9 protein-coding genes are annotated in these 14,072 nt (G+C 56.9%); 7 read left to right on the top strand and 2 right to left on the bottom strand.

Translation table 11 applies throughout. The features are described from left to right. The first annotated feature begins 67 nt into the window (after positions 1–67). The 7 genes from ACXAET_RS16590 to ACXAET_RS16560 all read left to right on the top strand — a co-directional run bounded on the left by ACXAET_RS16590 (position 68) and on the right by ACXAET_RS16560 (position 10,307). A complete protein-coding gene (locus ACXAET_RS16590; protein ID WP_475187615.1) occupies positions 68–2,110 on the top strand; it encodes a dynamin family protein in 2,043 nt (680 codons plus the stop codon). Then, positions 2,107–3,393, top strand: coding sequence for a dynamin family protein (locus tag ACXAET_RS16585; RefSeq protein WP_475187614.1), 1,287 nt, complete (start codon positions 2,107–2,109; stop codon positions 3,391–3,393). The genes ACXAET_RS16590 and ACXAET_RS16585 overlap by 4 nt, the downstream gene beginning before the upstream one ends. 339 nt (positions 3,394–3,732) lie before the next feature. Next, positions 3,733–5,859, top strand: a complete 2,127-nt coding sequence (locus ACXAET_RS16580; protein WP_475187612.1) for a protein kinase domain-containing protein — start codon at positions 3,733–3,735, stop codon at positions 5,857–5,859. A 206-nt stretch (positions 5,860–6,065) separates the two neighbouring features. Next, on the top strand, positions 6,066–7,085 hold the full coding sequence (locus ACXAET_RS16575) for an FHA domain-containing protein (RefSeq protein ID WP_475187610.1): 1,020 nt from the start codon (positions 6,066–6,068) through the stop codon (positions 7,083–7,085). Next, entirely contained in the window at positions 7,086–7,871 is a 786-nt protein-coding gene (locus tag ACXAET_RS16570; RefSeq protein WP_475187607.1) for a PP2C family protein-serine/threonine phosphatase, read from the top strand. Positions 7,872–7,893: 22 nt separating this feature from the next. Further along, entirely contained in the window at positions 7,894–9,156 is a 1,263-nt protein-coding gene (locus tag ACXAET_RS16565) for a peptidoglycan-binding protein LysM (RefSeq protein WP_475187604.1), read from the top strand. A 44-nt stretch (positions 9,157–9,200) separates the two neighbouring features. Further along, positions 9,201–10,307, top strand: a complete 1,107-nt coding sequence (locus tag ACXAET_RS16560; RefSeq protein WP_475187602.1) for a peptidoglycan-binding protein LysM — start codon at positions 9,201–9,203, stop codon at positions 10,305–10,307. 291 nt (positions 10,308–10,598) lie between these two features. Here ACXAET_RS16560 and ACXAET_RS16555 read toward each other — a convergent pair whose 3' ends face one another. Both ACXAET_RS16555 and ACXAET_RS16550 read right to left on the bottom strand, forming a co-directional pair. Continuing rightward, on the bottom strand, positions 10,599–12,812 hold the full coding sequence (locus ACXAET_RS16555; RefSeq protein WP_475187600.1) for an NADP-dependent isocitrate dehydrogenase: 2,214 nt from the start codon (positions 12,810–12,812) through the stop codon (positions 10,599–10,601). A 221-nt stretch (positions 12,813–13,033) separates the two neighbouring features. Continuing rightward, positions 13,034–14,065 carry a trans-3-hydroxy-L-proline dehydratase gene (locus tag ACXAET_RS16550; protein ID WP_475187598.1) on the bottom strand — a complete coding sequence of 344 codons (1,032 nt, stop codon included), beginning with the start codon at positions 14,063–14,065 and terminating at the stop codon, positions 13,034–13,036. Positions 14,066–14,072 lie beyond the last annotated feature (7 nt).

Genomic DNA, 14,072 nt, shown 5'->3' with positions numbered 1-14,072 from the left:
TTGCATCCAGTAAAATCAGTTTTTCAACGCGTTTGCCGCGTTTTTGTTTGTTGCCAGGGTAAAGTTCATGAGTGAAACCAATCGTCGCGAGTTGATCCGTATTGCCGAGGACATGAACGGGATCTCAAATGAAGAGACCCGGCAATTCATTTCGCGTATTATCAACGACTTGAAGAACCTCAAACCCTCAATCGCTTTTGTTGGGCAGATCAAGGCCGGAAAGTCGCGCCTGATCAACGGTTTTACCGGGCAAGCAGAATTTCTCCCTTCGGATGTGAACCCTTGGACAACGGTGATCACCGACATGCATTTCGGTCACCCGTCTGGCCGCACCTCGGGGGCTGAATTCCATTTCTTCGATAACCGCCAATGGCAGGCGCTGATCGCCGAAGGCGAAGAGTTGCGCAACATGTTCCCCGATGATGAGGACAGCTATAAGCGCGAGATGATCGAAGAACAGGTCGAGGCAATGAAGACCCGCGCCAAACTGCGTCTGGGGGAAAGTTACAAACACCTGCTTGGCCAGCATCATGATCTGGACAACCTGAACTCGGACGATCTGGCGCGCTATGTCTGCGCCGGAGACGATCCAACCGATGAGGGTGCTTATGATCCTGGGTCAGACCGAGGACTGTACAGCGACATCACGCGCAAGGCCGAGGTTTATTTCGACATCGGTCACTTCCCCTACCCCCTGACCGTGACGGACACGCCCGGTGTTAATGACCCGCTTTTGATCCGTGAGGAGATCTCGCGCCAATACCTCAAGGAATCCGACTTTTTCGTCGTGGTACTGTCTGCGCATCAGGCCCTTTCGCGTGCCGACCTTAAACTGTTCCGCCTGATGCAGGCGCTGGAATTGGGTCAGATCGTCGTCTTCATCAACCGCGTTGATGAACTGGGCGGCGGTGCCGATGATGCGACGAAAGTTCGGGCCGATGTTGTTGACGGTCTCGAAAAAGCGCTTGGCAACTCAGACATTGACGTGCTGATGGGGAGCGCACAGTGGGCGCACTATGCCCTGACCGGGGATGAGACCGGTATTAACCATGATGAGGTTCTGGCATGGCTGCGTGCGCATCCGGACCAGATGAAGCAGTATCTGGACGGAGTTGCAGAGATCAAACAAGGGTCCGGCCCGATCAGCCGTGAAGGCGTATTGCGCTTTGCTGCAATGGTTGCCTCGGGTTTGCCTGACCTGCGCCGCCACGTGACCAGTGCCCTGACCGAGGGTCCGCGGAATGAGCAGTTGCGGATGGCGTGGCAGCACCTCAATAGCTTTGCCCAAGGTGAGGTTGAGCGCAGCAAGGCCCACATCCGCGCCATCGAAGAAGAAAGCGGCTCGAAAGCCGAAACCGGCGACGAAAATCACAAGACCCTCACAGACCTACGCAAGCTTGTTGGTCAGAAAACGACCGAGATCGTCAACGATATGGATGACGTTCTGGCCAACCTGCGCGGTGTTATGGACGACACCGTGGCCGAAGCGGTCGCAGCCGTGGTGCGTGGGCCTGACGGAAATTCACCATTGTTGGCAAGCGGTGGCGAGACCGAGCTGAACTTTACCCCGCTGCGCGACCGCATGCGCGAATTGGTTCAGGGCGCGACGCAAGTGGTTCGGCAGCGTATGCTGAGCGAGCTTTATTCGATCGACATGCAAAGCAATGCGGCCCTGCGTTCGTTGCCGGGGTGGCAGGATTCATCCGACAACCGCATGAACACAAGCGCCGTTCGGTGGTTTCGCCCGGATACCAAGGCTCTGACTCGGGGCATAACGGTTGAACTCAGGGTCAGCTGGCTTTCGCGACTGATTTCGCGCAAAAGCGTTGTTGCCAGGGCCGAACGTATGATTGTGCAGGAATTCGAGATGATTGGCGACGATCTGGTCGATACCGCGCGAAGCGATTTGCTAGAACGTTTGAACACGGTTCTGGATCACTATCTTGCCTTGTTGGCCGGGCACCTAGAACACCGGACCGGCAGCGGCGAAGCAACTGAACGGACCGAAGCACAGGCGACGTTTGACCACGCGCAACGTATTCTGGAAGAGTTGGGCACCATTTTTGGTGCGGATGACGTAGACAAAATACTGGCAGAGGCTGCTGAATGATTGAATTTCCCGGAACCGAACAGGAAGTAGCGCAACTGGAACGCTTTCTGAACGCGACCGAAAACCTGTCGGCTGACGCTGAGTTGACCGAAATGCGCGACCGCGCGTTAGCACATGCCGAACGGCTGTCCAACGCCGTCAATATTGGATTCGCCGGCGAATTCGGCGCGGGCAAGTCTAGCCTTGCGAACATGCTGGCCGGGGCCGATATTCTACCTACCGGACCTCAGCACTTGAAATTGCCGCTTGTGATCGTGGCTTATTCCGAAACGCCGGAAACCACGGTTGGGTGGTGGGACCGCGAACCCAAGGTTTATTCCGGGATTGCGCTGGAAAAGGCTGCTGCAGATGACCCTGACTTCATTTCGGTTGGATTGAACACGCCTGCCCTGCAGGAAATCTCATTATTTGACCTGCCCGGTACCGGCGCATTGGACGACACGTACAAGGCAACACTCGATCTGCTGAAGTTTGTAGACTGCGCAATCTGGTGTACCAACGGAACGAACGCCTGGCGCGAGACGGAACGCCATCTGTGGTCGCAGGTCCCGCAATCCTTGCGCAGCAACAGCTTACTGGCTGTCACCCACACCGACCTACCGCATGTAAATGAGGCCTTGGATCGGGTGGTGTCGCGGCTTAACAAGGAAAAAGGCGATCTGTTCCGCGCCGTCGTGCCGATTGGTACCCCGGTCGCCGTGCGCGCCATGGCACAAGAGCCCGAGCCCGATTTTGACCTCTGGGAGGACTGTGGCGGTCAGACTCTGGCGGAACAGGTTCTACAAATTGCCTCGGACCGTCGCCTTGCCGATCTTGAGGCTGCAAGGGCTGATCTGAAACAGGATTTCCTACCTTATCTGGAAACGCTGGACAGGCCCGAGAATGAGCCTGAAAAGCCTGATGCCCCTTCAGTGCACGCCACGCTGGAAGCCGCTTTGCCACCGCTCGAAAACCCGATCCTGGAAGATTGGCTGGCCGCGATTGCCAGCATCTATGAGGATTTGCGCGAGTCATCCGATATCGAACCTGCGGCATTCTTGCATTCGTGCCAGGAAATCGTCGAGGATTTCGCCGAGCGGCTGGAACAGGGGGGCGAAATCGACCCCTCGGCGGAATGGATTCCTGGTGAGTTTGAAAAGGCCACCGACCTATTGCTTCTGCTGCAATTTGAGAGCGGTGACGCCCCCTTAAAAGACGCGATCAGCATTCTGGCCCAGCTCAGCGATAACCTTGCTTGGGCGGGCAGTCGGATAGACTCGGTCGAGCCAAAAACTGGCACCTGATAACTTCACGCAAAAATTGATCCATCATTCACCGATTCGAGGCATTGAGAATCAGGTGCCAAGCGCGTCGGGTCCGTTGCGCAGGCGGAGACAAAACACCAACTAGCCTGCATTTTGTGCAGCCCCTTTTTCAGCATATTGTGTCGACGGCGGCCACGCACACAACATGCCGTATACCGTCCGAAATGATCCATAGTGAAGCCATGTGGCGGCCCCAATAAAGTCAAATTTGAAACGTCTAACCGTCTTTAGTGTCCTGCGGTTGTGTTTGGTTGTGAGTTCGGGATCAGTTTTTCCCGGTTGAGTTGACCGCAAAACGAAAAGAACGGGCGTAAAGAAATGAGCCACAACCAGGCTGTCGGTGCATCGCACGACGAACCTAAAATTGAAGGACTCCAACCCGGCGCCAAGCTGTTGCGCGGGCAATATGAAGTCCTGCGTTTCCTCAGCAATGGCGGGTTCGGCATCACCTATCTGGCACGCGACAGCCTAGAGCGCGATGTGGTGATCAAGGAATGTTTTCCAGGCGCGCTATGTCATCGCAATGGCGATTTGGTCGAGCCCTCGGACCCGGAATACACGGACGACCTGCGCTCGATCATCGACCTGTTTATTCAAGAGGCACGCAACCACGCGCGTCTGGTGCATCCAAATATCGTCAACGTGCATCAGGTCTTCGAAGACAACAACACCGCCTATATAGCGATGGATCTTGTCAAGGGGTGCGACCTGCTGGACTACGTTGAAGATCCGGACACTGATACTGGCCCGGATTTCATCGTTCAGATGACTGAAAAGATGCTGTCCGCAGTGTCGTTCATCCATCAAAGCGGGATGCTTCACCGCGATATCTCGCCCGATAACATTCTGATCAACGAAAACGGTGATCCCGTTCTGATCGACTTTGGGGCCGCGCGGGAACAGGCCGCGAACCAATCGGCGGCACTGCTGACACTACGGGTGATCAAGGACGGCTATTCCCCACATGAATTCTATGTTCGCGGTGCTGAACAAGGGCCAAGCAGTGATCTCTATGTTCTTGCTGCCACGCTGTACCACGCCATTAGCGGCGAGCGTCCGATTGACGGGCAGACCCGCCTGAACGCCTTCAACAACAGTCAGAAAGATCCTTATGAGCCGCTCGCCGGGCGGTTCAAAGGCTACCCTGACGGTTTTCTCGAGGCGATCGACAAGGCGATGGAGGTTCACGTCACCGACCGCCTGCAAAGCGCCCTGGATTGGCTGCGGATGTTTCGTGGGCCGGGTGTCATGTTTGATACGTTCGACTACCGCCCCGTCTCGGTCATTGTGGCGATGGATCGCAAGGATGAGGCCGCCGAAAAGGCCCGTATCAAGGCTGAAAGTGAAAATGCCGAAGCGGTCGTGACGGCCCTATTGGCCGGCAACGCGGACCTGACGCTTGGAAACGAAGACAAAGACGACGACGACCTCGCCAAGTACACACCGAAAGAGGAAGCGCCAGCAACAGTAGATACAATTGTCAAAAGTAAGTCAGAAGGCGGCGGACGATTGATTGCAGGCATTGTGATCGTCGTCGCTGGTCTGGCCGCGGGCGGGTACTTTTTGATGTCTGGTGAAAAGGTGATTGAGCCGGAAAATGCCACCGCCAACCTGACAGCACCTGCCGAAGTTCCTGAAACAATCGAGCCGCCAGCCCCAGTTGAGCTGGTGACCGAAGCCGAAATCGCTCCGGAACAGGTAGACCCGGAACCCACAACCGTTGAACCCATTCAGGCCCCTGTCGAGCAGACACAGGCCCCCTCGGCTGAACCAGAAGTGGCCCAAGCCCCGGCAGCCGAACCCACTCCCGCCGCCGATGTCCCGCCTACGTCGGGGACACCGGCGGAGGTGCAGGTGGCTTTCTCGCACTGGGATGTTGAAATTCCATTCCAGATCTCGCGGCGTCGTGCCAGCACAGGCACCTTTATCGCCGTGACCGGCGTTGATCCCTCGCAGGATATGTCAGTCATCGGAGACTGGGTCGAACGCGGTGCTTCGATTTATACATTGGACGGCGAACCCGTCCGCGAGGATGCAAGCTTCGCGGCACAAGTGCTGGACGATCTGTCAGTAGATCCCGATGGCTATATCCGCGTGACCGCCCGATATAGGTCGCTGGGTCAGACCAGAGCGCAAAACGGGCTGTTGGCGCTGCCCGCTTTCCGCATGGTCGGCTTGGAAAACGGTTTCGGCTTCACCGTGCGAAACACGGGGGGCGAAGGTTGGAAGACAGTTGTCACAACTGTTCCGCCCGAAGCCGAAGGTAATCTTCAACAAGGCGACATTCTGATGTCCGAGGCTCAGACCTCGATCGCGTTTGATGGGTCGGAGAGTATTGATGCCATGCTGCAGACCCTTGTCGCGGAAGAGCAATCCCAAGCGCGTCTGACCGTGTTGCGAAATGGCACCGAAACGGACGCAATCATGCAGCTAAGGCAGGAGTAATTTGACCGGTTCGAAAGTGACTTGCTGCACAGAGGAATTTGAGGGGGGGCGCCCGGAAATCCGCCACTCTTCACGGCCCGGTCCGACAGATGAGTTTGATCAGATTTCCAAGAAGTAAATGTCGTTACGCCAAAGTGCGCAGCGGCAAGTAGTAGCCCCGCAGGACCAATAGCCTGCACCAAAATAGTAAAAAAGGTGTCGACACCATGTTTAAATACAAAAGCCCCCTCAGCCGGCTTCTCGAAGGTGCCGGCAAGGTCAAAGAAGCCCAGCCCGAAACCGACGTGGAAGACGCAGTCGAGCCCGAGGCCGAGGCCGAAAAACCCCAACCGATTGCGGATTTCAACGCGCTGCGCAACGCTCTGGCAGGCGGCAATGCGTCTGCGGGACCCAACGAAGACAGCGACGAGTTAATCCCGGAAGAGGATATGACCCCACTTTCTGACGATCAGGAAGAGACGGTTGAAGACGAAGCGACAGATGGCGCGCAGGATAATCTTTTCGAGCCGACAGAGGCGCAACAAGGGTCAAGCGAGCCGGTTGTCACATTGCACATCGCCACCGACGAAGACCCGGAACAAACCGAAACGCTGGACGCGTCCGTTGTCGAAGTTGTCGTTGAAACCGTTGAGCCCACTCAGACTGAAACAGTTGAACCCATCCTAGGCGAGCCTCATGTTGAGACCGCACCCGAACTGGAAGCAACGCCTGAGACGGAAACAACGCCGGAACCGACGCAAGCGGCCGCTGCTCCCGTGGCGGATGATCGTCGCGGCAGGGTCAAGACAACCTTCCTTGGGTTTGAACGCGCCGACACGCATGTTCAGGATCTGATCGAAAGCTCGGACCCGGTCGTCAAGACACCTACCGCAAAGGAGACATTCCCTGTGGGTTGGTTGGTTGTGACCGCCGGACCGGGTCGTGGTTCGTGTATCACCCTGACCGAGGGCCTGATGCAGATAGGCCGCAACGATGATCAGGCCATTCAACTGGACTTTGGCGATACTGGCATTTCGCGCAGCAACCACGCCGTGATCGCCTATGACCCCGAAGACCGAAAATGCTACCTCGGTCATGGAGGCAAGGCCAACCTTGTTCGTCTGAATGGCAAACCCGTGCTGAGCACCGTGGCGTTGTCCAGCGGCGACCTGATCCGGATCAGCGAAACTTCGATCCGCTTCGCCGCTTTCTGTGACGACGATTTTGATTGGCGGGATGACAGCTAAATGCTGGCCCAACCGGCATATGACATTGCCCTGATCCTTGACCAGGGTCAGCGCGGATCACAGGAAGACGCGGTTGCCACGCGCATGTTCGATGCGGCCAATGCCGGATACGTGGTTGTCGCGGACGGTATGGGCGGGCACGCTGCTGGTGACGTGGCATCGGACCTCGTGATTGGTGCCTGGCGCAACGCATTGGACGGCAAGCTTGCGAGCGCAGCGCCGTCCGAAAGCTCTGCCGCCGACGCCCTGCCTTTGGCAGCAATGCAAGCCAACGCCTCTATCGCTGCACATTGCGACGAAATGGGCGGTAATTTCAAAATGGGGTCGACCCTGTTGGGTGTGCTGTTGCTGGGCCAGCGCGTGTACTGGATCTCGATCGGTGACAGCCCTTTGTACTTGTTCCGCAATGGGGTTCTGCACCAGATCAACGAAGATCACTCGATGGCTCCGGTGATAGACGCACAGGTAGCAAACGGCTCTTTGACCGATGCCGAAGCGCGGGTCCATCCGGACCGCAACCAGCTTACATCGGTGATTATGGGTGCCGCGATTCCGAAAGTGGACTGCCCTGAGGAACCGCTCAACCTGACGGCGTCAGATGTGCTGATCCTCGGCAGTGACGGTTTGCAATATCTCAGCGATGCAGAAATTCAAGCCATCGTGAAACGTAAGGCGCATGCGTGGGCACAGGACATCGCCGATGCTTTGTTGCTGGCGCTTCACGCCAAGGGCGACCCGGATCAGGACAATACCTCGATCGGTGTCGTGAAACTGACAAGAAACTAATCAAGGCAAGGCTACAGGACCCATGAAACCCCATCTTTTCATATCCAGCCTGGCACTCGCTGCCGTGGCCGGATCTGCCTCGGCGCAAGAGGCCTGCTCGACTTACGAAATCAAGCGCGGCGACAGCCTGCGGGAATTGACGATCGAAGTGTATTCGACCGAGGATTTCCGCATCATCTTTGACGCCAACCGCGATGTAATCGGCAATAACCCGGATGTCATTCGTGTGGGCGACGTGCTGACCCTGCCCTGTCTGGAAGATATCGGACGCGCGCCAGAAGTTCCGCAAACCGAAGCCGAAGCCATGGCAGCTGAGATGGCTGCTGAACTGGTTGCGGCCGCAGAAAAGCGAGCGGCAAAAGCCATTGCAGATGCCGAGGCGCGTGTCGCTGAAGCCAAGGCTGAGGCCAAAAAGGCCAGCGAAGACGCCGTGATCGCGGCAAAGGTTGCGGCCCGTGAAGAAATTGAAGCGGCCCGCGCCGAAGGGGCCGCGCTGATCCGCAACGCGGATGAAAGTGAACGCCCGGCAATCCGGGACCGTCAGCTTCTGCTGATCACCGGCGGCAACTACGCGCCCTTTACGGATGAGTCCCTGCCCTATCGCGGTCTTTATACCAACCTCGTCGAAACCGCGATGCTGCGGGCCGCGCCCGAACAGGGCTATAAGATACAGTTCGTCAATGACTGGTCGTCGCATCTGGACTTGTTGATGCCGACGCTCGCATTTGACGCGACTTTTCCCTGGTCACGCCCGAACTGTGAAACAGCCGACGCCTTGTCGGAAAACGATCGCAATCGCTGCGAGACCTATGATTTCTCGAACCCATTTTACGAGGTGGTAGACTCATTCTTCGCCCGCGAAGGCTCAGGATATGAGCAAACGCTGACCTATGCCGACTTTGCTGGCGCCACGATCTGCCGCCCTGAGGGTTGGACAACGTCGCACATGGATGCGGTAGGCCTCTACGAACCTGCAATCTCGTTAATGCGCCCGGTCGCACCGGATGACTGCTTTCACGCGGTGATGGACGGCAGTGCGGACATCGTCGCGATTGAGGCTCACGTGGCCGTCGAGGCCATCGCGCGGCTCGGATACAAGCACCGCATCATAGAAAACCCCAACCTAGCGGCAATCAAGTCGCTTAACGTCATGACCCACAAAGACAATCCGGATGGGGAAGCGATCCTTGAGACGCTTAACCAGGGTCTGGCGATCATGCAGCAATCGGGTGAATGGCGGGACATCGTGTCAACCGCCCTGCGCCACCAAATGGAAAATGGCTAAGGCCCCAACTGGCCTGACAACAAAAGATTCTGGAGGAAGTGAAGATGTTTGAAGTCAACCTGAAGAAAGTCGTGATATCGACCGTGGCTGTCACCGCCCTAAGCGCCGGAGCTGCCGCCGCCCAAGAGGCCTGCACCAACTACACCGTCGTGGATGGCGACACGTTGGCCACAATCGCAATTGCCGCCTATGGCACATCGAACTACCAGCCGATCTTCAACGCGAACCGCAACACGATCTTGAACCCGTCAAACCTTGAGCCGGGCCTGGTTCTTGCCTTGCCGTGTGAAGACGGCAGCCTGCCAAACGGGCAAAGCGCGCAAGACCTTATCGCCGCGGAAGAAGCACGGAACGCCAATAACAAAGTTTCCAACGTATATGAACCGCCGATTAAAATCGTGACGGGCGGCAACTACGCGCCCTTTGCGGACGAAGATCTGACGGGTGGTGGCTTTCTTGTCCGTCTGGCTTCCACGGCCCTGAACCGGGCAGGAAACAACCGTGAATTCTCGGCAAGCTTCGTAAACGATTGGAGCGCTCATCTGGATACTCTCTTGCCGCTGGGTGCGTTCGATGTGTCACTGGCCTGGTACATCCCCGACTGCAGCAACCGTAGCTATGAATGGTCGCCGGAAACAACGAAGCGTTGTACCCAGTTCGATTCCACCGTCAGCGTTTACGACACCGTAATCGGGTTCTACACCCTGCCCGACAGCGACTATGCCACGGCCCGGTCGTTTGAAGATTTCAAAGGCGCGCGTCTTTGCCGGATGGAAGGTTGGTTTACACACGATCTGGAAGAGAACGGCGTTTTTGAACCGAACGTGACAATGATCCAGCCTGTCACTGCAACTGACTGTATGGATGCCGTTCTGACCGGCGTGGCAGATGTTGCGTCTTTCGAAGTTCAGCTTGCGGCAGACGCCATGAGCGATCTGGGACTGTCCCATAACGACATCGTCGAAAACCCGTTTGTGAACACCGTCGCAGGTTTGCGCTTTGTCACGCACCGGACAAACCCATATGGCCGTCAGTACGTGGCGATGCTGAACGCAGGTCTGAACGAAATGCGGGAATCCGGCGAATGGTATGCCATCATCTCAGACACCCTGCGCGAGCATAATGAGAAACTGATGGCAGCTTCGAACTGATCCCTCGGTTCAGCTGAATTCACTAAGGCCGGTCGTTGGACCGGCCTCTTTTTTGAGCAGCACTTAGCGTACGACCGAGGCAATAGACCGATCTAGCTCAGTGCGTTTGAGCTGCGGAAATCCCCCAATATTCGGATTTTTCGCGTGATAGTTTGACTACAGCTATACCGGTGAGGCTCTGACACGCCACTCACACAAAAAAGGGCCGACTATTGGGGGTCGGCCCTTTTTCAATTCGAGATACCCTTTTACTCAAAGAAAAGCCACGCCATCAGACCTGGCTTTTGGCTTTCAGCCGATGATGGCGTTCAGGGTCGCGCTAGGGCGCATCACCGCAGCGGTCTTGGCTGGGTCGGTGTGATAGTAGCCACCAAGATCAGCAGGTGCGCCTTGTGCGGCAGCCAATTCGCCCACGATCTGCTGTTCTTTTTCAGCCAGCTCTTTGGCAATCGGTGCAAACTCAGCTGCCAATTCAGCGTCTTCGGACTGCGCTGCCAACGCTTCGGCCCAGTAGCGCGCAAACCAGTAGTGGCTGTCGCGGTTGTCGGGCTGACCCACCTTTCGGCTGGGCGATTTGTTGTTGTCCAGAATACCCTGCGTTGCCGCCTCGGCCGCGGCCCCTAGGACGCCTGCTTTGGCGTTACCGGCGCTGTCGGCCAGAAAGTTCAGCGACTCACCCAAAGCACAGAACTCACCCATCGAGTCCCAGCGCAGGTGATTTTCTTCAACCAATTGCTGCACGTGTTTCGGCGCCGAGCCGCCCGCACCGGTTTCGAACAGACCGCCACCCTGCATCAACTTTACAATCGACAGCATCTTGGCCGAAGTGCCCAGTTCGAGGATCGGGAACAGATCGGTCAGATAGTCCCGCAGCACGTTGCCGGTGATGGCGATCGAGTCCCTGCCAGCGGTGATGGTCTCCAGCGACTGACGCGTGGCCTCACGCGGGGCCATGATCAGGAACTTGTCAGCCACGCCGGCGGTCTCAAGCGCCGGTTTGACGTATTTAATCAGTTCCGCATCGTGGGCTCGGTTCGCGTCCAGCCAGAAGATCGCTTCGGAACCCGTCAGGCGCTGACGATCCATCGCCAATTGTATCCAGTTCTCAATCGGCGCTTTCTTTACGGTGCAGGCGCGCCAGATATCGCCTTTTTCAACAGCATGTTCGTGCAGCGTCTCGCCGTTCGCAAGAACGATGCGGATGGCACCATCAGCTGGTGCTTCGAACGTGGTGGGGTGGCTACCGTATTCCTCGGCCTTCTGGGCCATCAGGCCAACATTGGCCACTGCTCCGGCGGTGGCCGGATTCAACGCGCCATTGGCTTTGAAGAAATTGATGGCCTCATCGTAAACCGGGGCGTAGCAGCGGTCAGGGATCACACAGTTTGTATCACCCTTTGCTCCGGTCTCATCCCAGCCCTTGCCGCCCGCGCGGATCACGGCAGGCATCGAGGCGTCGATGATCACATCGGACGGTACGTGCAGGTTTGTGATGCCTTTGTCACTGTCGACCATGTACATGGATGGGCGGTCACCCTTCAGCGCGTCGATGGCGGCGACAATTTCGGTGTTGTCTTTGACGCGCTCCAGAAGGTCACCCAGACCCGAGTTCGGATTCACACCCAGTGCGATCAATTCACTACCGAATTTCTCGAACACAGGGGCCAGCCACGCTTTTACGGCATAGCCAAATATGATTGGGTCCGACACTTTCATCATGGTCGCCTTCATATGAAGCGAGAACATGGTGCCGTCGTTCTTGGTGTCTTCAATCGCATCCGCAAGGAACGAGGACAGCGCATTTACCGACATAAAGGTCGCGTCGGCGACGGTACCTTCGTCCAGCGGCCAGCCATCTTTCAGAACTGTGACGCTGCCGTCTTTGCCAACAAATTCGATCTTGGCATCGCCGGCCTGGGCAGCGGTGATTGTTGCGGATTTTTCGTTAGCGTAGAAATCGTTGTCGGACATGGATGACACTTTGGTCTTGCTGTCAGCGGCCCACTCACCCATCGAATGCGGATTCTTCTGTGCGTAGTTCTTGACCGCCTTTGCCGCGCGGCGGTCACTGTTACCTTCGCGCAGAACCGGGTTCACGGCCGAGCCTTTAATGGTGTCATACCGTGCGCGGATCGCTTTTTCTTCGTCGGTCGAGGGTTCTTCGGGGTAGTTCGGGATATCGTAGCCCTGCGATTGCAGTTCTTCGATCGCCGCCACCAACTGCGGGACTGAGGCCGAGATATTCGGCAGTTTGATCACGTTTGCCTCTGGCGTCTTCACCAGTTCTCCCAATGCGGCCAGATCGTCAGTGATGCGCTGTTGGTCAGTCAGGTTCTCGGGGAAGGTCGCGATGATACGGCCTGCCAGCGAGATATCTTTGGTTCCAACGCTGACCCCTGCCGCCGATGCGAACTTGCGAATGATGGGCAGGAACGAGGCGCTCGCCAGCTCAGGCGCTTCGTCTACAATGGTATACAATATATCGAAGTTCGATTTTTCTGCCATATTCTTTTACCTTTTTTAAGCCTTTCGGGGCGTGCGATCCAAGAGTGTGCCACGTCTGTGTGGCCTGAAATGGGGCGCGTGTATCTTACCGCCCCAAGGGTGACTCTGATTTGACAGGGCCTCCCATAGAACAGGTTGGCCTTCGGATCAATCGTCTAGTGGGGGCGCAAATTGACACGGGAAGGGGTAAACCGCCAATTCACCCTATGATTTTGCGCAATTCAGAGCCCGGCACCCCAGGTGTCACTTAACCTGTAACCGTCAGGCCAGGGATCATCCGGGTCCAACATATGCTGGTGTATGCCGGTAATCCAACCACGGCCGCTGATTTCGGGGATGATAGCCGGGCGGCCCGCAACACTGGTTTTTTCGATGATCTGGCCGGTGAAGCGCGAACCGATAATCGAGACCGCCTCGAAGGTTTGACCAGCTTTCATCTGACCCTTCGCCGCCATCAGGGCCATACGCGCCGAAACCGCAGTACCCGTCGGCGACCGATCAACCTTGCCCGGCTGGATGGCGACAGCGGATGTCCCGGTGAACCCGGCTTCAGTGGTCTTTACCGGCCCGCAAAAAGCGCAAAAAGAGATATGCGCCCAATCCGGATTTTCGGGATGGGAAAACCCAAGCTGTTCATTCGCGGCATCTGTAATCGCTACACCCATGCGCGCAATATCCCGCGCCTCGTCCTCGACAATCTGAACGCCAAGCGCGGCTGCATCGACCACCACGAAACTATCACCGCCATAAGCTGTGTCGACAGTAAGAGTACCCAGGCCCTGAACTTCCAAGGGAACCGATATCTTATCGGCGAAACTGGGCAGGTTTTGTACATAAATCCGCTCGACCTTGCCATTCCGGCAGTCGGCGCGGACCCTTACCAAGCCGCCCGGCGCTTCAAGAAGCAACCGAGTTTCCGGCTCTTGCATCGGGATAATCCCGCCATCGAGCAAGACTGTAGCCACACAGATCGCGTTCGATCCGGACATGGGCGGCGTGTCCTCAGGCTCCATAATGATAAAACCCGCGTCTGCATCGGGGTGTTTAGGTGGCACCAGCAGGTTCACATGCCGAAACACGCCACCGCGGGGTTCATTCAGAACAAAATTGCGTAGGGTTTGATCTTGAGCAATGAAGGCGCGCTGCTGCCAAAGCGTGTCTCCGGGCGGTGGAAGCACACCACCCACGATGACGTCCCCGACCTCGCCTTCTGCATGCGCTGATATCACGTGGATGGTTTTGCTGCTGCGCATATCGTGT

The organism is Ruegeria sp. AWH4_226 (assembly GCF_056159225.1).
This window is presented reverse-complemented; position numbering and strand designations above follow the sequence as displayed.

What these genes read in the sequence shown, in the direction of transcription:
- ACXAET_RS16590 (WP_475187615.1), top strand. Translation starts at nt 68, where the DNA reads ATGAGTGAAACCAATCGTCGCGAGTTGATCCGTATTGCCGAGGACATG.
- ACXAET_RS16585 (WP_475187614.1), top strand. Translation starts at nt 2,107, where the DNA reads ATGATTGAATTTCCCGGAACCGAACAGGAAGTAGCGCAACTGGAACGC.
- ACXAET_RS16580 (WP_475187612.1), top strand. Translation starts at nt 3,733, where the DNA reads ATGAGCCACAACCAGGCTGTCGGTGCATCGCACGACGAACCTAAAATT.
- ACXAET_RS16575 (WP_475187610.1), top strand. Translation starts at nt 6,066, where the DNA reads ATGTTTAAATACAAAAGCCCCCTCAGCCGGCTTCTCGAAGGTGCCGGC.
- ACXAET_RS16570 (WP_475187607.1), top strand. Translation starts at nt 7,086, where the DNA reads ATGCTGGCCCAACCGGCATATGACATTGCCCTGATCCTTGACCAGGGT.
- ACXAET_RS16565 (WP_475187604.1), top strand. Translation starts at nt 7,894, where the DNA reads ATGAAACCCCATCTTTTCATATCCAGCCTGGCACTCGCTGCCGTGGCC.
- ACXAET_RS16560 (WP_475187602.1), top strand. Translation starts at nt 9,201, where the DNA reads ATGTTTGAAGTCAACCTGAAGAAAGTCGTGATATCGACCGTGGCTGTC.
- ACXAET_RS16555 (WP_475187600.1), bottom strand. Translation starts at nt 12,812, where the DNA reads ATGGCAGAAAAATCGAACTTCGATATATTGTATACCATTGTAGACGAA.
- ACXAET_RS16550 (WP_475187598.1), bottom strand. Translation starts at nt 14,065, where the DNA reads ATGCGCAGCAGCAAAACCATCCACGTGATATCAGCGCATGCAGAAGGC.